We start from the raw sequence: 21,112 nt of genomic DNA, 5'->3' as shown, positions 1-21,112 counted from the left end.
AGACCACATGACTGACACACCGCTGACGCCCGCCGAGTTCGAGCATGCCTTGCGTGCCAAGGGCGCGTTTTACCATATCCATCACCCGTACCACGTGGCGATGTATGAAGGCCGCGCCACCCGCGAGCAGATCCAGGGTTGGGTCGCCAACCGTTTCTACTATCAGGTGAATATCCCGCTCAAAGACGCCGCGATCCTGGCCAATTGCCCGGACCGCGAGATCCGCCGCGAGTGGATCCAGCGCCTGCTCGACCACGACGGTGCTCCCGGTGAAGACGGCGGTATTGAAGCCTGGTTGCGTCTGGGCCAGGCCGTTGGCCTGGACCCGGACCATCTGCGGTCTCAGGAACTGGTGCTGCCCGGCGTGCGTTTTGCCGTGGATGCCTACGTCAACTTTGCCCGCCGTGCCAGTTGGCAAGAAGCCGCCAGCAGCTCGCTGACCGAGCTGTTCGCGCCGCAGATCCACCAGTCGCGCCTCGACAGCTGGCCGCAGCACTATCCGTGGATCGACCCGGCCGGCTATGAGTATTTCCGTACCCGCCTGGGCCAGGCCCGACGCGATGTGGAACACGGCTTGGCGATCACGTTGCAGCACTACACCACTCGCGAAGGTCAGGAGCGCATGCTGGAAATTCTCCAGTTCAAACTCGACATCTTGTGGAGCATGCTGGATGCCATGAGCATGGCCTATGAACTGAATCGCCCGCCGTATCACAGCGTGACTGATCAGCGTGTATGGCATAAAGGGATCACCCTATGAGCTTTGATCGCAGCAGAACACCGACCTGGCGCCAGGGCTATCGCTACCAGTACGAGCCCGCGCAAAAAGGCTACGTATTGCTCTACCCCGAAGGCATGATCAAGCTCAACGACAGCGCCGCGTTGATCGGTGGTCTGATCGATGGCGAACGCGACGTGGCTGCCATCATCGCCGAGCTGGATAAACAATTCCCCGGCGTACCTGAACTCGGTCAAGACATCGAGGATTTCATGGAGGTCGCCCGTGCTGAGCACTGGATCGAACTTGCCTGAAAAGCCACCCGTTGGCCTGCCGCTGTGGCTGCTCGCCGAGCTGACATACCGCTGCCCGTTGCAGTGCCCGTACTGCTCAAACCCGCTGGATTTCGCCGAGCAGGGTAAAGAGCTGAGCACCGAGCAATGGATCAAAGTGTTTCGCGAAGCGCGGGAAATGGGCGCCGCGCAACTGGGGTTTTCCGGCGGTGAACCGCTGGTACGCCAGGACCTTGCCGAACTGATCGCCGAGGCGCGCAAGCTGGGCTTCTACACCAACCTGATTACCTCCGGCATCGGCCTCACCGAGCAGAAAATCAGCGACTTCAAGAAGGCGGGCCTGGATCATATCCAGATCAGCTTCCAGGCCAGCGACGAGCAGGTGAACAACCTGCTGGCCGGCTCGAAAAAAGCCTTCGCGCAAAAGCTGGAAATGGCCCGCGCGGTGAAGGCGCATGGCTATCCGATGGTGCTGAACTTCGTCACGCATCGGCACAATATCGACAAGATCGACCGCATTATCGAGCTGTGCATCGCACTGGAAGCAGACTTTGTCGAGCTCGCTACCTGCCAGTTCTACGGTTGGGCACAGCTCAATCGTGTGGGGTTGTTGCCGACCAAAGAACAACTGGTGCGCGCCGAACGCATCACCAACGAATACCGGGCCAAACTCGAAGCCGAAGGCCACCCGTGCAAGCTGATCTTCGTTACACCGGACTACTACGAAGAACGCCCAAAAGCCTGCATGAACGGCTGGGGCAGTATTTTTCTGACCGTAACACCGGACGGCACCGCCCTGCCCTGCCACGGTGCCCGACAGATGCCGGTGCAATTTCCCAACGTGCGCGACCACAGCATGCAGCACATCTGGTACGACTCGTTTGGCTTCAACCGCTTTCGCGGCTACAACTGGATGCCCGAGCCGTGCCGTTCATGCGATGAAAAGGAAAAGGACTTCGGCGGCTGCCGCTGCCAGGCGTTCATGCTCACGGGCGACGCGAGCAACGCCGACCCGGTGTGCAGCAAGTCCGAGCAGCACGGCATCATCCTGCAAGCGCGGGAAGAAGCCGAACACGCCACCCAGACCATCGAGCAATTGGCCTTTCGCAACGAGCGCAACTCGCGGCTCATTGCAAAAGGCTGACAGTTCTAGCGTTTGGCGATGATGTACACGGCGTGAATGATGCCCGGGAAGTAACCGCACAGGGTCAGCAGGATGTTCAGCCAGAACGCGCCGGCGAAACCCACTTGCAGGAACACACCCAGTGGCGGCAGCAGAATGGCGATGATGATGCGAATGATGTCCATGGGTCAGCTCCAGATAATCGGCTCGTGTGAGCCGTGTAGCTAATCGACCTTGGGCATTCGTGAGGGTTCAGTGGGATCTGGCACTGGGCCAGCTTGAAGTGCGCGGGCAAAAAAACGCCCCCAGCCAAAAGAATCAGGCTGAGGGCGCCGCGTAGGCCGCGAGACGGTTCTGGAATGTGGGTTAAACGGCGATGCCCTTGCGGCATTGCAACTGCGCGGTGCGCACTCGGGAGAAGGCGCGAGCCAGGCGCAAAAGCATTTCGTCGATATTGCTTTTGCTGACCGTCAAGGCTGGGGTGAAGCGCAGGCCGTTGGGTTGCGCGGCGTTAAGGATCAAACCTTCGTGCAGTGCTGCTTTTACGACGGCATCTGCAGAATCATCCGACAATGTCAGGCCCCACATCAGGCCATGGCCGCGCAATTGGCCGTGATCGTAGCGATAAGCCAGGCGGGCGAGGCCTTCGCCAAGGTAAAGGCCGGACTCGCGCACCTGCTCCAGAAAGCCCGGCTCCAGTACCGTTTTTAGTACCGCCTCCCCGGCCGCTGCCATCAACGCGTTGCCATGGTGGGTGCCATCCAGCTCGCCCAGCTCGAAGCAACAGGCCTTGCCACGCGCCAGCAGGGCCGCCAACGGCACGCCGCCGCCCAGGCCTTTGCCAAGGGTGATGATGTCGGCGCGCACGCCGTACTGTTGTTCGACGAGCAGAGTGCCGCAGCGGCCGATGCCGGTGTGCACTTCATCAAGAATCAGCAGGATGCCCAGCTCGCGGCACAGGCGTTCAACACCTTTCAGGTAGTGCTCGGTGGCGGGGATCACGCCGGCTGCGCCCTGAATCGGCTCCAGCATGATGGCCACCGTCTGTGCATCGACCGCCGCGTGCAACGCAGGCAGGTCGTTGAAAGGCACATGGCTAAAGCCCGGCAATTGCGGTTCAAAACGGTTGCCGCCCGCCCCGGTCGAAGCCGCCATCGCCGCGAAACTGCGGCCATGGCAACCGTTGCTGGCGCTGATGATGTGGTACGCGCCGCCGCGGTGCTGTTGGCCCCATTTGCGCGCCAGCTTGATCGCAGCCTCGCAGGCTTCAGCGCCGCTATTAAGCAGGTATCCCTGATCACTGCCCGTGTACTGGCACAACCGGTCGACGAGGTTCAGTTGGGGGCGATTGTGCAAGCCATTGCCGGGGTTGATCAGCGCCTGAGTCTGATCGGCGAGGGCCTTGATCAGCACCTGCGGGCTGTGGCCCAGGCTGTTGGCGGCGCTGCCCTGACTGAAATCAAGGTACGCACGGTTGTCGCTGTCCCAGAGCCAGGAGCCCTGGCCGCGCACGAAGACCTGCGCAGGCCTTGCGACGGTGGGCATCAGGGCATCGCTGGGCAGATCCTCGTGCGGCGCGTCGAGGATCAGATCGTCCAGGCTCGGTGCAGGGCGACGAAACAGATTCACACCTCACCCCCAATGGCAACCTGACCTTGGTCGCAATCCTGTGCGAAGACTGCCTCGAGGTTTTTTGTCTTGCCTATGTAAACGCCATCAACATAAACGCTATTCATTGCCAGATCCGGCCCTGTAAGCCTTGCGAATAGGCGCTAGACTAGGCGTCTCGGGGCCCCACCGGCCATTTCGATTTTCCAGCTTTTTCGATAAGTAAGCCTTATGGATTTCAAGCAACTGCGTTATTTCGTCGCGGTGTATGAGGAAGGCCACGTGGGCCGCGCTGCGGAGCGTCTGTCGATCTCTCAACCGGCCCTGTCGCAACAGATTCGCCAGCTGGAACAGAACCTGGATGTGAGCCTGTTCGAGCGCAGCAGCAAGCGCCTGCTGCCGACGCTGGCCGCGCATACCTTGTACAACCACGCATTGCCGCTGATCGACGGTATGCAACAGGCCGTCGAAGCCCTGCGCAACTTCAAGGGCCAGGCCATGCGCACGCTGGCCATCGGCGTGCTGCAAACGGTGCACACCAGCCTGGTCCCGCAAATGCTTGAGCGCGTGCGCAAGGCCCAACCGCATCTGGTGGTGCAGATCTACGAATTGACCGGCCTGGAGATTGAACGGCGCTTGCTCAACGGCTCGCTGGACATCGGCATCAGCTACCTGCCGCCGCGCCAGCCGGGGCTGCACGGCGTGCTGTTGTATGAAGACGAATTAAAGGTTGTGATCCCGGAAGACCACCCCTTGCGCGAATTCAAGAAGGTCTCGCTGAAACAGGCGGCCGAATTACCGATGTTGCTACTGGGAGAGGAGTTTCAGGTGCGGCAGATCTGGCAGGGCCAGCTCGCCAACCTCGGGCGCCGGCCACAGGTGCAGGCCGAACTGAATACCATGGTCGGCATTCTCGACAGCCTGCCCCATACCAAGCTGGCCACGGTTCTGCCCGGGCGCTCCCAGGATGAGCACAACAGCAAGGCGCTATTGTGGAAACCCTTGAGCGAACCCCGGGTGGCGCTGAAAGTAGGCTTGGTGTGCCGCGATGTACAGCGCCAGCAAGCAACGGTGGCGTTATTGCGCACGCTGCTGGAAGACGTGATGAATGCCCCGCAGGCGCCTGCCTGACTTTTTCGCGGGCAAAAGAAAACCCCGCCGAAGCGGGGTTTTGCAGACTGTTTCCCTGACATCCATTTCACTCCGCCGTCCTGGCAGAATCCTACGTGTCCGTGTTGTTGCTTTGCGCTTCCTGCGCGACGTCCATGTGAAGTAGATTATCCGTGGATCCAATTTGGCGATAGAGGACGAATAGCAGCACGTCATGTAAGAGAATGCTTACACGCCCTCCAAGCCCTTAGAACAGTGCCTCATCCAGCAAAAACAGCGATTCGCTACCGGCTTTTACCGACGCACTCAGCGAATGGATACGTGGCAGCAGGCGGGCAAAGTAGAAACGCGCCGTGCCCAGCTTGCTCGCGTAGAAGTCTTCCTCAGACTCTTTGCCCCACGCGGCCTTCGCCATGCGGGCCCACATGTAGGCGTACGCCATGTAGCCAAAGGCGTGCAGGTATTCCACCGACGCTGCACCGATTTCATTCGGGTTGGTCTTGGCGCGGTCCAGCACCCAGGCGGTCAACTCATCCAGGTTATCCACCGCCGCGCTCAGCGGTCGGGTGAACTCAGCCAATTGGGCGTCCGCTGTGGCAATGAACTGACGGATCTCGTCGGCGAACAGGGTATAGAACGTGCCGTTGCTGCCGACAATCTTGCGCCCCATCAAGTCCAGCGCCTGAATGCCGTTGGTGCCTTCGTAAATCTGCGTGATGCGCACATCACGCACCAGTTGCTCCTGACCCCACTCGCGAATGTAGCCGTGGCCGCCAAACACTTGCTGGCCGAGCACGGTGGTTTCCAGGCCCAGATCGCTTAGGAACGCCTTGGCGACGGGTGTGAGCAGTGCCACCAGATTGTCCGCACGCTCACGGGCGGCGGCATCCTCGCTGAACTTGGCGATGTCCAATTGCGTTGCCACGTACGTGGAGAACGCGCGACCGCCTTCATTCGCAGCCTTCATGGTCAGCAGCATGCGACGCACGTCCGGATGCACGATGATCGGGTCGGCCACTTTGTCTTTAGCCTGGGCGCCGGTCGGTGCGCGGCTTTGCAGGCGATCACGCGCATATTCAATCGCGTTCTGATAGGAGCGCTCGCCGGAGGCCAGGCCCTGGATACCCACCCCCAGACGCTCGTAGTTCATCATGGTGAACATCGCCGCCAACCCACGGTTGGGCTCGCCCACCAGGTAACCCACGGCTTCGTCGAAGTTCATCACGCAGGTCGCAGACGCCTGAATGCCCATCTTGTGTTCGATCGAGCCACAGCTCACCGGGTTACGCGCGCCCAGGCTGCCGTCGGCATTGACCATGAACTTGGGCACCAGAAACAGCGAGATACCTTTCGGACCGGCCGGCGCGTCCGGCAGCTTGGCGAGTACCAGATGGATGATGTTTTCGGTGAGGTCGTGTTCGCCGCCGGTGATGAAAATTTTGGTGCCGCTGATCGTGTAGGAACCGTCCGCCTGCGGCTCAGCCTTGGTGCGGATAATCCCCAGGTCGGTGCCCGCGTGCGCTTCAGTCAGGCACATGGAGCCGGCCCACTCGCCGGAATACATCTTCGGCAAGTAGGTGGCCTTGAGTGCTTCACTGGCGTGAGTGTTGATCGACACGCAGGCGCCAGAGGTGAGCATCGGGTACAGGCCGAACGCCAGGCTCGACGAGTTGATCATTTCCTCAACCTGGGCCGACACCGCCTTGGGCATGCCCATGCCGCCAAAGACAGGGTCGCCGCCTACACCCACCCAGCCACCTTCGGCGTAGGTTTTGTAGGCCTGGGGGAAACCATCCGGTGTGCTGACCACGGTATCGGCCCAACGGCAGCCTTGCTCGTCGCCATTACGGCTCAGCGGTGCGATGGATTTGGCGGTGACCTTGCCGGCTTCCTCAAGGATAGCCTCGACGGTTTCGGCATCCACGGTGTCTGCCAATGCCGGCAATTGGGCCCAAGTGGTGGCGACCTCAAAGACTTCGTTGAGGACGAAGCGCATATCACGCAGCGGCGCTTTGTAATCAGCCATGGCAAACCTCGTGAGAACGTGAAAAGTAAGTCGGTAGGATCGGTTTTACAGGCTCCGAGTGTACCCGAACAACTTTTCAGACACATAGGGTCCGTTCGTGACTATTAAGTATTTATAAGTCACACACAGATCTAATGTAGGAGCTGGCTTGCCTGCGATGGCATCACCGCAGTTTCACTGACCTACCGAGGTGACTGCATCGCAGGCAAGCCAGCTCTCACACAAGCCCGCACACAGTTACCCGCAGAAGCATCAGCCGCCTACAGGGCAAACAACTCAGCAGGCAAGCTCATCAGGCACTCGCTGCCCGCCTCCACCGCGGCCCGGTGCGTGGCCGTACGCGGCAGCAAGCGCTTGAAGTAGAAGTCGCAGGTCGAAAGCTTTGCCTGGGCAAACTCGGCGTCGTCGTGTGCCTGAGCCGCTATCGCCATACGCAACCACAGGTAGGCGAGGATGATGTAACCGCTGTACATCAAGTAATCCACCGCCGCGGCGCCCACTTCATCCGGGTTTTTCATGGCGGCCATGCCGACCTTCATTGTCAGCTCGCCCCATTGCTGGTTCAGTTGATCGAGTTGCGCCACGTGGGCCTTGAGCTGCGGGTGTTCGGCATTTGCCGCGCAGAATTTATGCACGATTTTGGTAAAACCACGCAGCAGCTTGCCCTGGCTACCGAGCACCTTGCGCCCCAGCAGGTCGAGCGCCTGGATGCCATTGGTGCCTTCATAGATCGGCGCGATCCGCGCATCGCGTGCCAGCTGTTCCATGCCCCATTCGCGAATATAGCCGTGGCCTCCGAATACCTGCATGCCGTGGTTGGTCACCTCCAGGCCCGTGTCGGTCATAAAGGCTTTGCAGATCGGCGTGAGGAACGCCAACAGGTCTTCAGCCTCCTGGCGCTGACCCGCGTCGTTGCTCAGGTGCGCGGTGTCGAGCAATTGCGCGGTGAAATACGTCAGCGCGCGGTTGCCTTCGTTGAAGGCTTTCATGGTCAGCAGCATGCGGCGTACATCAGCGTGCACGATGATGGGGTCGGCGGCTTTTCCCGGGGCCTTGGCGCCGGTCAGCGAGCGCATTTGCAGGCGGTCGTTGGCGTATTTGATTGCGCCCTGGAAGCTCGCCTCGCCATTGCACAGGCCCTGCATGCCGGTCCCCAGCCGTGCGTGGTTCATCATGGTGAACATGCAGTTGAGGCCTTTATTCGCCTCGCCAATCAGGAACCCCTTGGCACCGTCGAAATTGAGCACGCACGTGGCCGAGGCCTTGATGCCCATCTTGTGCTCGATGGAGCCGCAGTGCACCGCGTTGCGCTCACCCGAATCGGCATGGAACTTGGGCACGATAAACAGCGAGATACCTTTGGTGCCCGCCGGCGCATCCGGCAGTTTGGCCAGCACCAAGTGGATGATGTTCGCACTCAGGTCATGCTCGCCGGCCGAGATGAAGATCTTGCTGCCGGTGACCGCGTAACTGCCGTCGGCCTGGGGCACGGCACGGGTCTTGATCAGCCCCAGGTCGGTGCCGCAGTGGGCTTCGGTCAGGCACATGGTGCCGGTCCATTCGCCGGCGGTGAGTTTGGTCAGGTAGGTGTCTTTCTGCTCCTCGGTGCCGTGGGCGTGGATCGCCGACATGGCGCCATGGGTCAGCCCCGGGTACATGCCCCAGGACGTGTTGCTGGAACCGATCATTTCGCTCAACACCAGCCCCAACGAGTGCGGCAGGCCTTGCCCACCGTAGGCTGGGTCCGCTGCCACGCCATGCCAGCCGCCTTCCACGTACTGGGCGAAAGCTTGCTTGAAGCCCTTGGGCGTGGTGACCACGCCGTTGTCGAAATGGCAGCCTTCCTCATCGCCGCTGCGATTAAGCGGCGCGAGCACGTTTTCGCAGAATTTGGCGCCTTCTTCGAGGATCGCACTGACCATATCCGGGCTGGCGTCTGTGGCGCCGAGGGCCGCGTAGTGGCCGTGAAAATCAAACACGTTGTCGATCAGAAAGCGCATGTCGCGCAGGGGAGCTTTGTACTCAGGCATGGCGATGTCTCCGGCAGCAGATGGTTTCAACCTACTGCCGGCCACCGCCGCAAACAATCACTGTAGAACCGCTGAATACACCGCCATCACTCAACCGGCAGCACTCGCCATACGCACCGCGCCTCGCCGGGTTTGCCCGGCCGCGACCACACAGTTACGTCCGGCGCCCTTGGCGGCATAAAGCGCCTGGTCGGCGGATTTGAGCACTTCTTCCGGGGTGCGCTGTTCCGCCTGGCGTTCGGCCACACCGATGCTGACGGTTACCGACACGCTCGACGCGCCGCTGCCCGCGCGGCGTTGGCGGCCCTGCTGGTCGTCATGAGGGCGGTCGGGGTTGCGCAGCTTGATGTCGTAGTGGGCGATGATCTCGCGAATTTCTTCGAGGTACGGCATGCACTCATCCAGCGTCTTGCCGGCGAAGACCACCGCAAACTCCTCGCCGCCGTAACGGTAGGCACGCCCGCCGCCATTGACCTTGGAGAGCTTGCTGGCGACCAGGCGCAATACCTGGTCGCCGACATCATGGCCGTGGGTGTCGTTGAAACGCTTGAAGTGATCGACGTCACTCATCGCCAGCACGTAGTTGCGCCCAAGGCGCTGCATGCGTTCGTTGAGCGCGCGGCGGCCCGGCAAGCCGGTCAGCTCGTCACGGAAGGCCATTTGATACGCCTCATGTGCCACGCCCGCGGCGATCATCAGCATCACCTGGCTGCACATGATGTTCAGGGTGAACGGCAGGATGAAGGTCTGCGGCAACATCCAGAACAACCCGAGCAAGCCAACCAGTTGCGCGGCATGCAACGGGCGCGGCTGATACCAGTACTGCGCCGCCAGGGTGACAAATCCAATCAGGAACATCTGGTACGACAGCTGGATCAGGCTCATCCAGCTGCCGTGCAAAGCCGGCCAGCGAATCTCTGCCAGCCAGCTCAACAGCGCTTGCGGGAAGCTTTGCTCAAGCGCCAGCGCCACGCTGCCGACGGCGAAGAGCACGGCGCAACGGGCCACGAAGTCGCGAAACAGGTGGGTTTTTTCCTGCCACAGCGCGTAGATGCTGAACAGCAGCGGCAGCAACAGGCAGCACAGATGGAACACCACCGCCGCGTCTTCCCGGACTCGGCCATTGTCGCGGTAGTAGTCGGTCTGGGTGTCCAGCAGGAAATAAACGACGTACACCGTGATCATCAGGAACAGTTCACGCTGGCGCCGATACACCGCGCAATACGAACCGCCGAGCAGCAGCACCAAGGTCGGCAGCACGTTGAACAGCGAGGTGAAGAACACATTGAGGTCCTTCACGTACGCAGCCGATAGCCCCGCCAGCAGTAACAGCAGTGAAGGTAGGAAATGACTGAAACGTACAGCGGACGCGCGTGACAAGGGTAAAGCTCCGACCCACTCAAAAAGATGGCACAGTGCCTTCACTGATCACAGTTAAGCACATTCAATGTGATGCGTATCACATTGCCATCACTTTAACGGCCGCTCGGCCTAATCCCTGAGCGCCACGCTGCGTTTTTTTATAGGTCATTGCGCAAAAAACAGGCGGATGCAATGCGCAGGCCATCCCGTACTGTCAGTTATGACAGTAGTCGCCGACAGGATTGGCATGTTTACTTGCGGGTACCACTCAATACCGCCCAGCGAGTATTCGGGACAGGGAGTGTCCCTTAAACACGATGGGAGTGACCCTCATGGAAACCTTGGTATCCGAACTGGTGAGCACCAGCTCTCAGTTCCTGATTCGTAACGCCATACCCTCGCTGCCGCCCTTGATCGTGGTGGATGCTCTGCCCGGAACCGGCGGCATGGTGCCTCTGACGGCGGCTGAACGTGACCTGCGAATCCGGATTCCAGCGTTGCCGCAACCGGGGCCTGCCGGGGCCCAGCCCATTATCCGGGTGTATGCCGAGCTGCCCCCGCCGAATGAACACCAAGTCATCGCTTACCTCCAGTTGCCGTCTTACCCCACAGCAGACATTGAAATGCCAGTGCCGCGCCGCTTCGTGGGCAGTGAAGGCGATTATCTGCTGACCTACATTCTGGAAGCCGGTGACAACGTTCTGCGCGCCAGCGCCAGCACCCCGCTGCGGGTGCATAAAACGCCACCTTTTGGTTACCTGACCATCACACCGCCAGCCCCGCTGCTGCCATTGAACCTGGCAACTGCGACGATTACCGATGAGTATCTGGCCAGCAATGACCCGGTCGTGTTCCGGATTCCCGAGCACACAGAGATCAACACCCAGGTTGCGCTGAGGGTCATTCCCTACTACGGCATTACCGACCGGCACATGCAGTTTCCTTTCGCACCTCCGGGCCCTGTTACCTTGCCCGACTATCCGGCCCCGCGCCTGATTTCAGTACCGGCCTCCGTGATTCGCGAGCGCGGCAACGGCCTCATGCAACTGACCTACCGCTTCCTGGACCGGCTAGGCAACCGCTCTCGTGATTCGTTGATTCTGGAACTCAGGGTCGCGCTGCAATTGACCCCTTCAAACATTGCCGCTCCGCGCGTGACACAGGCGATTGCGCCCGACAACACGGTGACACAGGCCGATATCGACCTGAGCGGGCTAGGCGGGATGGAGGTTTGGCTGGACAGTGTCACCAATTTGCAGATCAACGACGCTGTGGCCGTTGTGGTGGGCACGAATACCGTCTTGGCGCCGCCTGTGGTTTACGTGGGCCAACCACTGCCGCTGCGCCTTGTGATCACGACGGCGCAATTACTGGCCATCCTTCCGGGCGCCGCCAGCAACAACACGCCCGCCCAGATAAAATTCCGCATCACCAGGGGGACCACCTTCGTGGAGGGACCTACCAGAAATCTCATCTTGAACTTCTCGCCGTTGATGACGCTGGCGCAGCCGCAGGTGCTCAACCTTATCGGCGGCAATCTCACTTGCGCCTCGCCGCAGCCTTCGAGCCTGACCTTTTTAAACCGATCTATCGGTGTATTTATCCCGCCCTCTGCGCTCCTGCGTGCCAACACGGCGGGGACATTGACGTGCGTAATGAGCCGTCAGGATGACGGTTCGAACCCCATTACGCCCCCACTGACTGTCCCGATTGTGTGGGCTGCCGCGGCTTCCACCACCGGGCAAACCGTGTACCTGCAGTATTCGGCCACCATGCGGGTGATCGGCAGGGGCGTCATGTACCTCAGCTACACGACGCAGAATGCCGCCGGGCAATTGCTTCAGTCGCCACCGACGGACATTCCAGTCAGGGGCGTTTTGCCGGGCAACACTTACTGCGACGGCGCGCCTTATATCCCGACACCTTAAGCGCCACGTTGCTGGCCCCACAAAAAAGCCGCCGCTCCCGAAAGAGCGGCGGCTTTTTCATGAACTCGCCGAGGTTTAGTAGCCCAGGTCGAAGTTCTCTTCCTTCATGTCCATCAGGTTGTTGGCGCCCGACAGCATGGTTGCAACGTGGGTGCGGGTACGCGGCAGAATGCGCTGGAAGTAGAAGCGCGCAGTCTGCAGCTTAGCGGTGTAGAAGGCCTCTTCGCTGGTGCCGGCAGCCAGTTTCTCGGCAGCCAGGCGCGCCATGTCGGCCCAGAAGTAAGCCAGGCACGCATAACCGGAGTACATCAGGTAATCCACCGAAGCGGCACCGACTTCTTCACGGTCTTTCATCGCGGCCATGCCGACCTTCATGGTCAACTCGCCCCATTCCTTGTTCAGTGCAGCCAGCGGTGCGACGAACTCTTTAACCGCTTCGTTTCCTTCGTTGGCCTGGCAGAACTTGTGCACGATCTTGGTGAAGCCCTTGAGCGCTTCGCCTTGAGTCATCAGCACTTTACGGCCGAGCAGGTCCAGCGCCTGGATACCGGTGGTGCCTTCGTACAGCATCGAAATGCGGCTGTCGCGAACGTTCTGCTCCATGCCCCACTCGGCAATGAAGCCGTGGCCGCCGTAGATTTGCACGCCGTGGTTGGCGGCTTCAAAACCGACTTCGGTCATGAACGCCTTGGCGATCGGGGTCATGAATGCCAGCAGGGCATCGGCCTGCTTCTTCGCTTCGTCGTCGGTGCCGTATTTGACGATGTCCACTTGCTTGGCGGTGAAGTACACCATCGCACGGTTGCCTTCGGCGAAGGCTTTCATGGTCAGCAGCATGCGGCGCACGTCAGGGTGCACGATGATCGGGTCAGCGGCTTTGTCCGGTGCTTTCGGGCCGGTCAGCGAACGCATTTGCAGGCGATCGCGGGCGTATTTCAGGCCACCCTGGAAACCGATTTCAGCGTGGGACAGGCCTTGCAGCGCAGTGCCCAGGCGTGCGGTGTTCATAAAGGTGAACATGCAGTTCAGGCCTTTGTTCGCCGGGCCGATCAGGAAACCGGTGGCCGCGTCGAAGTTCATCACGCAGGTGGCGTTGCCGTGGATACCCATCTTGTGTTCCAGGGAACCACAGGACACCGCGTTGCGCTGGCCAATCGAGCCGTCTGCGTTTGGCAGGAATTTGGGCACGATAAACAGCGAAATGCCTTTGGTGCCAGCCGGTGCGTCCGGCAGGCGGGCCAGCACGATGTGGACGATGTTGTCGGCCATGTCGTGTTCACCGGCCGAGATGAAGATCTTGGTGCCGGAGACTTTGTAGGAACCGTCGGCCTGAGGCTCAGCCTTGGTGCGCAACATGCCCAGGTCGGTACCGCAATGGGGTTCGGTCAGGCACATGGTGCCGGTCCACTCGCCCGAGACCAGTTTAGTCAGGTAGGCATTTTGCTGCTCTGGGGTGCCGTGCTCGGAGATGGTGTTCATCGCACCGTGCGACAGGCCCGGGTACATGCCCCACGACCAGTTGGCAGTGCCAACCATTTCGCTGACTGCAAGGCCCAGGGACTCCGGCAGGCCTTGGCCGCCGTGCTCCACGTCGTGGGCCAGGCTTGGCCAGCCGCCTTCAACGAATTGTTTGTAGGCTTCTTTGAAACCCGTCGGGGTCTTAACGCCTGACTCGCTCCAGGTACAGCCTTCGATGTCGCCCACGCGGTTCAACGGTGCCAGCACTTGCTCACAGAACTTGGCGCCTTCTTCGAGGATGGCGTCAACCATGTCCGGGGTAGCGTCCTGGCAAGCCGGCAGGCTCTGATAGTGCGCTTCATAACCGAGCAGTTCGTCACGAACGAAGCGAATATCACGCAAGGGGGCCTTGTAGTCAGGCATAGCGATAAACCTCTGCTGATGTATCTGGGATGAACAACCGCGTGGATGCGTCGTGGCGGTCAAACAGGTGTTTGAAACATACGTTTACGACCTGGGGTTGTCAAGCATCGTCCCGCTGCCATTTGTCATGACGCGGATCAACATCAGGCACGGCAAGGCCTGCGGCAAGGCGCCACATGATTGAGCGGTGTAAAAGTTCAGTCAGACGAAGCGGGGCCAATGTGGAAGCGGGCTTGCCTGCGATACAGACGCCGCGGTGTACCAGGGGGACCGAATAGAAGCTGTCGCAGGCAAGCCAGCTCCCACACAAGAGCCGGCATACCTGGAAAGAGAGGGGTTAAGCGTAGGTATCGATCAGCGTGCCCAGCATTTCATCCGAAGCCTTGGCGACTTTGACGCCCAGCTCCACTTGAAACTTGCCTTGGGCCATTTCAACCATGTTGCTCGCCGAGTTGGATGGCTGGGCACGGTCGTTGGCTTGTAGACGGTCGCTTTGTGCGTCTGATGGCTGGGTCGTCGCGGCGCTGGCAATCTTGCCGGCGGCCTGGTCGACGCGGTTCTGCCCGGCCTGAATCGTGCTCAGCCCCGAATAAAACGCGCTGCTTCCAGAGATTTCCATGGCGTAAGCCTGCCTTTAGAGAATCGTGAACCTGAATTGAAGCAGACATCCCGGCAAAACGCCCGTCAAAAACACTAATGGCATAATGCCTTAGCGATAGCCAAAATCAGTCAAGCAGGTCCAGTTCCAGGTATTCGGCGACGGCTTCGGCGCTGGCCTGCTTGAGTTTTGGCACGCGCCCAAGGCAAGGCGCAGGTAACCGCTCAGCCAGGGTGGCGAGGTTCTCTTCCAGACGAGAGGTCTTGGGGTCGATGATATTCGCCACCCAGCCTGCCAACGGCAAGCCGTCTCGCGCTATGGCTTCCGCAGTGAGCAACGCATGGCTGATACAGCCCAGACGCACGCCCACTACCAGGATCACGGGCAGCTTGAGCGCCTTGGCCAGGTCCCACAGGTTGTCCTGATCGGCCAAGGGCACCCGCCAGCCACCCGCGCCTTCAATCAAGGTGAAATCCGCCTGCCGCGCCAGAATCTGCTGCATCGGTTTCAACAGCGATTGCACCGTCAGCGCCACGCCCGCCTCCCGCGCCGCCAGGTGCGGTGCAATCGCGGGCTCGAACGCCACCGGGTTGACCTCGGCATAGCTCAACGGCAACGAACACTCAGCCAACAGCGCCAAGGCATCGGCATTGCGTAATCCTTTGGGGGTGACCTGGCAGCCCGAAGCCACGGGTTTGCCAGCGGCGGTGCTTTTACCCGCAAGCCTTGCGGCGTGCAGCAGGCCAGCGGCGATGGTTGTCTTGCCGACATCGGTGTCGGTGCCGGTGATGAAGTAAGCGGCGCTCATAGAGGTTTCTCCAGTACGGCATACACCACTTGGTAGGTGGCGGGCAGGCCTTGGGCCTGACGGAACTGCTCGTAAGCGCCCACCAGTGCAACAATCCTCGCGCGCCCCGTCAACCCTCCCGGGCGGCCCGGGTTCAGGTTATGCGCGCCCAATGCTTTGAGCTCGTGGGTCAGACTGCGCACATCCGGGTAATGCAGCACGTGCGGCCGGCGCTCCAGGCTCACCACCCGCAAGCCGCTGGCGGCGCACAGCTGTTGATAAGCCTCAAAAGTGCGGAAGCGATTGACGTGCACCAGGCCATCCGCGGCCCGCCAGCTTTCGCGCAGCTCGCTCAGCGTGCCCACGCACAAGCTGGCAAACGCCAACACCCCGCCAGGTTGCAGCACGCGATAAGCCTCGCGGAGCACGGCGTCAAAATTTGCACACCACTGCACCGCCAGGCTGGAGAAGATCAGCCCGCAACTGTTGCCCTGCAACGGCAGGCGTTCAGCATCACCGGCAATAAAGTGCTCGGCGCCGCCCAATGGCCGCGCGTGGTTGAGCATGCCTTCGGCAATATCCACCGCCACGCCCTGGCTGGCGGGCAATCGCTCGCCCAGCACGCGGCTGAAAAAACCTGTGCCCGAGCCCAGGTCCAGCCAGCGTTGCGGCGCGGCGCCCGTCGGCAGGCGAGCCAACAGCTCGTAACCCACTGCGCGCTGCAACGCGGCCACGCTGTCGTAACTGGCGGCGGCGCGGGAGAAAGACGCCGCCACCTGGCGCTTGTCCGGCAAGGCGCCCGGCAGTGTTGGGTGGGATAAATCAGTCATCAACGCACTCGTGCAAAAAAGCCTGTATGGCCCCCGCTACACCGTGAGGGTCTTCCAGAAGAAAAGCGTGACCGGCCTGTTCAATCAGGCCGATTTCTACATCGGGGAGCAGCGCCAGCAAGTCGCCAGCCGCCTGCGCGGGCACCAGACCATCCAAACCGGCGAACAGATGCAACTGTGGGCCGCGATAGCCGAGCAAGGCTTCGCGGGTATCCAGTTGAGCCAGCAACTCAAGGCCGGTCATCAATTCGCTGGAAGGCGTATTCGGCGCGCCGCTGACCAGCAAACGCGAGAGCCCGCGCGGGTCTTGCGCCCCCTTGGCACACAGCAGGCCGAAGCGTTTGAGGGTGACCTGGGAGTCGGCATGGCAGCCGGCGAGAAACGCATCGAACGTCTCAGCCGGCATCGCGCTGGGCCAGCCGGCATGGGCGACGAAACACGGGTTGCTCGCCAACGTCAGCAAGCCGCAGCAACGTTCGCCGCGGCGCGCCGCCAGCTCCGACGCGAGCATGCCGCCCAGGGACCAACCACCCAGCCAGGCGTTATCGGGCAGCGTGGCGTCGAGTTCGTCGAGCCATTCACCCAAGTCACTCGATTGCAGCGTCGGCAATGGCTCGATCTGCACCTGCAGGTGTTCGTCGAGGCCGCGCAAGGCTGCGGCCAGGGGCTCCAGTGGCGATACGCCAAGGCCCCAGCCGGGCAGCACTATCAGTCGATCACGCATGGTTGGGCTCCATGGCGCCTAACAAGCGGAAACACTCTTCCAATGCGTTTAACAATAGCTGCACCTGCGCCACGCTGTGGGCCGCCGTCAACGTCACGCGCAAACGCGCACCGCCGGCAGGTACGGTGGGCGGGCGGATCGCGGTGACCATCAGGCCGCGCTCGCGCAACAGCTGCGACAGGCGCACGGCGCGGGCACTGTCGCCAATCAGGATCGGCTGGATCGGCGTGAAGCTGTCCATCAGGTCCAGGCCGAGCTGTTCGGCGCCCCGGCGGAACTGGCGGATCAGACCATTGAGATGCTCGCGTCGCCAATGCTCGGTGCGCAGCAGCTCCAGGCTTTTCAAGGTTGCGCAGGCCAACGCCGGCGGTTGGCTGGTGGTGTAGATGTAAGGCCGGGCGAACTGGATCAGGCTTTCGATCAGCTCTTCGCTGCCCGCCACAAACGCTCCGGCGGTGCCAAAGGCTTTGCCCAGCGTGCCGACCAGCACCGGCACATCCTCCTGACTCAAGCCGAAATGCTCGACGATCCCGCCGCCAGTGGCACCCAGCGGGCCGAAGCCGTGGGCATCATCCACCATCAACCAGGCGCCTTTGGCCTTGGTTTCACGGGCCAGCGCGGGCAGGTCGGCCAGATCGCCGTCCATGCTGAAAACGCCGTCGGTGACCACCAGCGTGTTGCCGGTAGCCTTCTCCAACCGCTTGGCCAGGCTGGCGGCGTCGTTGTGCAAGTAGCGGTTGAACCGCGCACCGCTGAGCAAGCCGGCATCCAGCAACGAGGCATGGTTCAACCGGTCTTCCAGCACCGTGTCGCCCTGCCCCACCAGCGCCGTGACGGCGCCGAGGTTGGCCATGTAGCCGGTGGTGAACAGCAACGCGCGCGGGCTCCCGGTCAGGTCGGCCAGGGCTTCTTCCAGTTCATGGTGCGGCGTGGCATGGCCAACCACCAAGTGGGACGCGCCACCGCCCACGCCCCAACGGGACGCACCGGCGCGCCAGGCTTCGATCACGTGCGGGTGATTGGCCAGGCCCAGGTAATCGTTGTTGCAGAACGCCAGCAACGGTTGGCCGTCCACCACGACTTCAGGGCCTTGCGGGCTCTGGAGCAAAGGGCGTTGACGGTAAAGGTGTTCGGCACGACGGGCAGCGAGACGCGCGGCGAGATCAAAAGACATGCAGGCCTCGGATTAGCGGTTCAACTCGGTCAAAAATGTGGGAGCGGGCTTGCTCGCGAATGCGGTGCGTCAGTCAACCTATCTTTCACTGATCCACCGCATTCGCGAGCAAGCCCGCTCCCACATTTGGAATGCATTCCAAATAGGGGGATCGGCGTCAAACCGCAGCGTTATAGAACTGCTCGCTGCTCTTGTGCTCCACCAGCGCCTGCTCGATCGCCGCCTGATGCACTTCATCGGCATGCTCTTCACGGGCTTCCGGCAGGATGCCCAGGCGCGCAAACAGCTGCATGTCCTTGTCAGCCTGCGGGTTGGCGGTGGTCAGCAGTTTGTCGCCGTAGAAGATCGAGTTGGCACCGGCGAAGAATGCCAGGGCCTGCATCTGCTCGTTCATGGCTTCGCGGCCGGCCGACAGGCGCACGTGCGACTGCGGCATCAGGATGCGCGCCACGGCGAGCATGCGGATGAAGTCGAACGGGTCGATGTCATCGGCGTTTTCCAGCGGCGTACCGGCCACCTTCACCAGCATGTTGATCGGCACCGACTCCGGATGCTCCGGCAGGTTGGCCAGCTGGATCAGCAAGTTGGCGCGGTCGTCGAGCGACTCGCCCATGCCGAGGATGCCACCCGAGCAGATCTTCATGCCCGAATCGCGCACATAGGCCAGGGTTTGCAGGCGTTCGCTGTAAGTGCGCGTGGTGATGATCGAACCGTAGAACTCAGGCGAGGTGTCGAGGTTGTGGTTGTAGTAGTCGAGGCCGGCCTGGGCCAGGGCCTCGGTCTGGTCCTGGTCGAGACGGCCGAGCGTCATGCAGGTTTCCAGGCCCATGGCCTTCACGCCTTTGACCATTTCGAGCACGTACGGCATGTCTTTGGCCGACGGGTGTTTCCACGCGGCGCCCATGCAGAAGCGGGTCGAACCAATAGCCTTGGCGCGGGCGGCCTCTTCGAGGACCTTCTGCACTTCCATGAGCTTTTCTTTTTCCAGGCCAGTGTTGTAGTGGCCCGACTGCGGACAATATTTGCAATCTTCCGGGCAGGCGCCGGTTTTGATCGACAGCAACGTCGACACCTGCACGCGGTTGGCGTCGAAATGCGCGCGGTGCACGGTCTGCGCCTGGAACAACAGGTCATTGAAAGGCTGCACAAACAGCGCTTTGACTTCGGCTAAGGACCAATCGTGACGCAGGGTGGCAGTGGTGCTGGCGCTCATGGGCGATTCCTTGATTATGCTTGGGCTTTCGCTGCGGGAAGGGCAATACCCACAGTCACGACACGGATGCTCGGCATATTTAAGGAAGATTCATGCACTGTCAACCAGGATACAAACTCGAGGTTTACATCTGGCTAAAAAACAACCAGACCTGTTTAATTTGCGATGAGGCCACAGAATCGGCCGATTGTGTGTGCAACGTCTGCGAAACAGAGCTGCCATGGTTGCTGGCGCAATGCGAGGTGTGCGCCTTGCCGCTGCCAACCAGTGGTTTGATCTGCGGCCAATGCCTGAAAAACCCGCCTGCGTTTAAACACGTCGTCGCACCGTGGTCTTTCAGCTTTCCGGTCGACACCCTGATCAGCCGCTTCAAGCATCAGTCACGCTGGCCCCTCGGCCACCTGCTCGCGCGCCTGCTGGGGCATCACCTGCAACACCGTTTTGACAACGCCGAACTCGAGCGCCCCGACTGCCTGCTGCCCGTGCCCCTGGCGCGTAAACGCCTGCGCGAACGCGGCTTCAACCAGGCGCTGATGCTGTCACGCTGGCTGAGTGAACAGCTTGATATCCCACACAATGACCACCTGTTGTTACGCCCCCATGAAACCGTCGCGCAACAAGCCCTCGACGCCAAAACCCGCAAACGCAACCTGCTCGCCGCATTTGCACTGGCTCCCGACGCTCAGGTGCAAGGCCGCCACCTGGCGCTGGTCGACGACGTACTGACCACCGGCGCCACCGCCCACAGCCTGGCGCGGTTGTTGATGGACGCGGGCGCACGGCAAGTCGATGTGTACTGCCTGGCACGCACACCTAAACCCGGGGCATGACTTGACTCGCGTGCGCCACGCCTGCAACGTCCGCTGACCTTATAGAAGCGTATCCACATGTCTCTGCCGACCTCGCTCAGCCAACACATCATCCGCCGCCCCCAGCGCATCGCCTTGCTGGCGCACATCGCCGAGCAAGGCTCGATCACCCGTGCGGCCAAAAGCGCCGGTTTGAGTTACAAGGCCGCCTGGGATGCCATCGACGAGCTGAACAATCTGGCGCAAAAACCGCTGGTGGAACGCAGCGTCGGCGGCAAAGGCGGCGGCGGCGCCAGGCTGACGGCCGAGGGTGAGCGCGTGCTGCGCCTTTACCAGCGTTTGCAGGTGTTGCAGGCCCAGGTGCTGGGCTCGGATGAAGACGCGAGCGACTTCAACCTGCTCGGCCGGCTGATGCTGCGCACCAGCGCGCGCAACCAATTGCACGGCCGGGTCATCGCGATTGAAAGCCATGGCCGCAATGACATGATCCGCCTGCAACTGTCGGGCGACTTGAGCCTGAGCGCGCAGATCACCCACGACAGCACGCAGCGCCTGGAACTGGAGACCGGCGTGGAAGTGGTCGCCTTGATCAAGGCCGGCTGGCTGGAGTTGCTCGGCCTGGAGCAGGCAGCAACACCTGGACACAATTGCATGAGCGGCATGATCGAGACGATTCTCGACGCCGACGATGGCCCCAGCGAGGTGCGCATCACCCTGCCCAACGGCCAGGTTTTATGCGCCCTGGCGCAGCCCGCCGCGCTCAAGGCACTGAAGGCCGCCGAGGGCCAGCCGATTCAGGTGCAGTTCTCGCCCAGCAACGTGTTGCTCGGCACGCCGGTGTAGCGCGAGGGCTACTTCAAACTGCAACAATTTCGTCACGCGCGCTCCTTAAGGTGTC

General features: G+C 61.3%; 19 protein-coding genes. 7 read left to right on the top strand and 12 right to left on the bottom strand.

Going from position 1 to position 21,112, the window contains the following annotated elements; genetic code table 11:
- Nucleotides 1-7 precede the first annotated feature (7 nt).
- Genes pqqC through pqqE form a run of 3 tightly spaced genes read left to right on the top strand, consistent with a single transcriptional unit; the run spans nt 8 to nt 2,155 of the window.
- A complete protein-coding gene (pqqC, locus tag ACM530_RS12595; RefSeq protein ID WP_416364887.1) occupies nt 8-760 on the top strand; it encodes a pyrroloquinoline-quinone synthase PqqC in 753 nt (250 codons plus the stop codon).
- Nucleotides 757-1,032 carry a pyrroloquinoline quinone biosynthesis peptide chaperone PqqD gene (gene pqqD, locus ACM530_RS12590; RefSeq protein WP_416364886.1) on the top strand — a complete coding sequence of 92 codons (276 nt, stop codon included), beginning with the start codon at nt 757-759 and terminating at the stop codon, nt 1,030-1,032. Before pqqC ends, pqqD begins: the two co-directional genes overlap by 4 nt.
- Complete coding sequence (pqqE, locus tag ACM530_RS12585; protein WP_416364885.1) at nt 1,004-2,155, top strand: pyrroloquinoline quinone biosynthesis protein PqqE; 1,152 nt, start codon at nt 1,004-1,006, stop codon at nt 2,153-2,155. Before pqqD ends, pqqE begins: the two co-directional genes overlap by 29 nt.
- Nucleotides 2,156-2,160: 5 nt before the next feature.
- Here pqqE and ACM530_RS12580 read toward each other — a convergent pair whose 3' ends face one another.
- Both ACM530_RS12580 and ACM530_RS12575 read right to left on the bottom strand, forming a co-directional pair.
- Entirely contained in the window at nt 2,161-2,319 is a 159-nt protein-coding gene (locus ACM530_RS12580) for a YqaE/Pmp3 family membrane protein (protein ID WP_010207008.1), read from the bottom strand.
- A gap of 181 nt (nt 2,320-2,500) precedes the next feature.
- Nucleotides 2,501-3,763, bottom strand: coding sequence for an aspartate aminotransferase family protein (locus ACM530_RS12575; RefSeq protein ID WP_416364884.1), 1,263 nt, complete (start codon nt 3,761-3,763; stop codon nt 2,501-2,503).
- 210 nt (nt 3,764-3,973) lie between these two features.
- Between ACM530_RS12575 and ACM530_RS12570 the strand changes: the two genes are divergently transcribed.
- On the top strand, nt 3,974-4,873 hold the full coding sequence (locus ACM530_RS12570; RefSeq protein ID WP_145157477.1) for a LysR family transcriptional regulator: 900 nt from the start codon (nt 3,974-3,976) through the stop codon (nt 4,871-4,873).
- A gap of 226 nt (nt 4,874-5,099) precedes the next feature.
- Here ACM530_RS12570 and ACM530_RS12565 read toward each other — a convergent pair whose 3' ends face one another.
- From ACM530_RS12565 to ACM530_RS12555, 3 genes are all read right to left on the bottom strand, one after another.
- Complete coding sequence (locus tag ACM530_RS12565) at nt 5,100-6,878, bottom strand: acyl-CoA dehydrogenase C-terminal domain-containing protein (RefSeq protein ID WP_416364883.1); 1,779 nt, start codon at nt 6,876-6,878, stop codon at nt 5,100-5,102.
- A gap of 260 nt (nt 6,879-7,138) precedes the next feature.
- Nucleotides 7,139-8,908: an acyl-CoA dehydrogenase C-terminal domain-containing protein gene (locus tag ACM530_RS12560; protein WP_416364882.1), complete on the bottom strand. Its 1,770-nt coding sequence runs from the start codon at nt 8,906-8,908 to the stop codon at nt 7,139-7,141.
- 90 nt (nt 8,909-8,998) lie between these two features.
- A complete protein-coding gene (locus tag ACM530_RS12555; protein WP_416364881.1) occupies nt 8,999-10,288 on the bottom strand; it encodes a diguanylate cyclase in 1,290 nt (429 codons plus the stop codon).
- 314 nt (nt 10,289-10,602) lie between these two features.
- On the opposite strand from ACM530_RS12555, the gene ACM530_RS12550 reads away from it, so the two are divergent.
- On the top strand, nt 10,603-12,198 hold the full coding sequence (locus ACM530_RS12550) for a hypothetical protein (RefSeq protein ID WP_416364880.1): 1,596 nt from the start codon (nt 10,603-10,605) through the stop codon (nt 12,196-12,198).
- A gap of 75 nt (nt 12,199-12,273) precedes the next feature.
- Here ACM530_RS12550 and ACM530_RS12545 read toward each other — a convergent pair whose 3' ends face one another.
- The 7 genes from ACM530_RS12545 to bioB form a co-directional block, all read right to left on the bottom strand.
- Entirely contained in the window at nt 12,274-14,079 is a 1,806-nt protein-coding gene (locus tag ACM530_RS12545; protein WP_145157486.1) for a phenylacyl-CoA dehydrogenase, read from the bottom strand.
- A gap of 337 nt (nt 14,080-14,416) precedes the next feature.
- Nucleotides 14,417-14,698, bottom strand: a complete 282-nt coding sequence (locus ACM530_RS12540; protein WP_065871814.1) for a pyrroloquinoline quinone biosynthesis protein PqqE — start codon at nt 14,696-14,698, stop codon at nt 14,417-14,419.
- Between the two features lie 106 nt (nt 14,699-14,804).
- On the bottom strand, nt 14,805-15,485 hold the full coding sequence (bioD, locus tag ACM530_RS12535; RefSeq protein ID WP_416364879.1) for a dethiobiotin synthase: 681 nt from the start codon (nt 15,483-15,485) through the stop codon (nt 14,805-14,807).
- Nucleotides 15,482-16,294, bottom strand: coding sequence for a malonyl-ACP O-methyltransferase BioC (gene bioC / locus ACM530_RS12530; RefSeq protein WP_242200721.1), 813 nt, complete (start codon nt 16,292-16,294; stop codon nt 15,482-15,484). Before bioC ends, bioD begins: the two co-directional genes overlap by 4 nt.
- Complete coding sequence (locus ACM530_RS12525; RefSeq protein ID WP_404485475.1) at nt 16,287-17,018, bottom strand: alpha/beta fold hydrolase; 732 nt, start codon at nt 17,016-17,018, stop codon at nt 16,287-16,289. The genes bioC and ACM530_RS12525 overlap by 8 nt, the downstream gene beginning before the upstream one ends.
- The gene (bioF, locus tag ACM530_RS12520; RefSeq protein WP_416364878.1) at nt 17,011-18,192 is read right to left on the bottom strand and encodes an 8-amino-7-oxononanoate synthase; all 1,182 of its coding nucleotides are present in this window, start codon (nt 18,190-18,192) and stop codon (nt 17,011-17,013) included. The genes ACM530_RS12525 and bioF overlap by 8 nt, the downstream gene beginning before the upstream one ends.
- Before the next feature lie 157 nt (nt 18,193-18,349).
- Nucleotides 18,350-19,405 carry a biotin synthase BioB gene (gene bioB, locus ACM530_RS12515; RefSeq protein ID WP_242200713.1) on the bottom strand — a complete coding sequence of 352 codons (1,056 nt, stop codon included), beginning with the start codon at nt 19,403-19,405 and terminating at the stop codon, nt 18,350-18,352.
- A gap of 92 nt (nt 19,406-19,497) precedes the next feature.
- Here bioB and ACM530_RS12510 point away from each other — a divergent pair, with 92 nt between their 5' ends.
- Both ACM530_RS12510 and ACM530_RS12505 read left to right on the top strand, forming a co-directional pair.
- Nucleotides 19,498-20,235, top strand: a complete 738-nt coding sequence (locus ACM530_RS12510; RefSeq protein ID WP_416364877.1) for a ComF family protein — start codon at nt 19,498-19,500, stop codon at nt 20,233-20,235.
- A gap of 57 nt (nt 20,236-20,292) precedes the next feature.
- Entirely contained in the window at nt 20,293-21,057 is a 765-nt protein-coding gene (locus ACM530_RS12505; RefSeq protein WP_416364876.1) for a TOBE domain-containing protein, read from the top strand.
- Nucleotides 21,058-21,112 lie beyond the last annotated feature (55 nt).

This window comes from Pseudomonas sp. NFX183, from assembly GCF_047943075.1.
Classification (GTDB): domain Bacteria; phylum Pseudomonadota; class Gammaproteobacteria; order Pseudomonadales; family Pseudomonadaceae; genus Aquipseudomonas.
The sequence above is the reverse complement of the archived record's forward strand: the minus strand, read 5'-3'. Positions and strand labels throughout refer to the sequence as shown.

Excerpts from the sequence above, each read along its gene's own strand:
- pqqC (WP_416364887.1), top strand. The coding sequence starts at position 8 with ATGACTGACACACCGCTGACGCCCGCCGAGTTCGAGCATGCCTTGCGT.
- pqqD (WP_416364886.1), top strand. The coding sequence starts at position 757 with ATGAGCTTTGATCGCAGCAGAACACCGACCTGGCGCCAGGGCTATCGC.
- ACM530_RS12580 (WP_010207008.1), bottom strand. The coding sequence starts at position 2,319 with ATGGACATCATTCGCATCATCATCGCCATTCTGCTGCCGCCACTGGGT.
- ACM530_RS12570 (WP_145157477.1), top strand. The coding sequence starts at position 3,974 with ATGGATTTCAAGCAACTGCGTTATTTCGTCGCGGTGTATGAGGAAGGC.
- ACM530_RS12565 (WP_416364883.1), bottom strand. The coding sequence starts at position 6,878 with ATGGCTGATTACAAAGCGCCGCTGCGTGATATGCGCTTCGTCCTCAAC.
- ACM530_RS12560 (WP_416364882.1), bottom strand. The coding sequence starts at position 8,908 with ATGCCTGAGTACAAAGCTCCCCTGCGCGACATGCGCTTTCTGATCGAC.
- ACM530_RS12550 (WP_416364880.1), top strand. The coding sequence starts at position 10,603 with ATGGAAACCTTGGTATCCGAACTGGTGAGCACCAGCTCTCAGTTCCTG.
- ACM530_RS12545 (WP_145157486.1), bottom strand. The coding sequence starts at position 14,079 with ATGCCTGACTACAAGGCCCCCTTGCGTGATATTCGCTTCGTTCGTGAC.
- ACM530_RS12540 (WP_065871814.1), bottom strand. The coding sequence starts at position 14,698 with ATGGAAATCTCTGGAAGCAGCGCGTTTTATTCGGGGCTGAGCACGATT.
- bioD (WP_416364879.1), bottom strand. The coding sequence starts at position 15,485 with ATGAGCGCCGCTTACTTCATCACCGGCACCGACACCGATGTCGGCAAG.
- bioC (WP_242200721.1), bottom strand. The coding sequence starts at position 16,294 with ATGACTGATTTATCCCACCCAACACTGCCGGGCGCCTTGCCGGACAAG.
- ACM530_RS12525 (WP_404485475.1), bottom strand. The coding sequence starts at position 17,018 with ATGCGTGATCGACTGATAGTGCTGCCCGGCTGGGGCCTTGGCGTATCG.
- bioF (WP_416364878.1), bottom strand. The coding sequence starts at position 18,192 with ATGTCTTTTGATCTCGCCGCGCGTCTCGCTGCCCGTCGTGCCGAACAC.
- bioB (WP_242200713.1), bottom strand. The coding sequence starts at position 19,405 with ATGAGCGCCAGCACCACTGCCACCCTGCGTCACGATTGGTCCTTAGCC.
- ACM530_RS12510 (WP_416364877.1), top strand. The coding sequence starts at position 19,498 with ATGCACTGTCAACCAGGATACAAACTCGAGGTTTACATCTGGCTAAAA.
- ACM530_RS12505 (WP_416364876.1), top strand. The coding sequence starts at position 20,293 with ATGTCTCTGCCGACCTCGCTCAGCCAACACATCATCCGCCGCCCCCAG.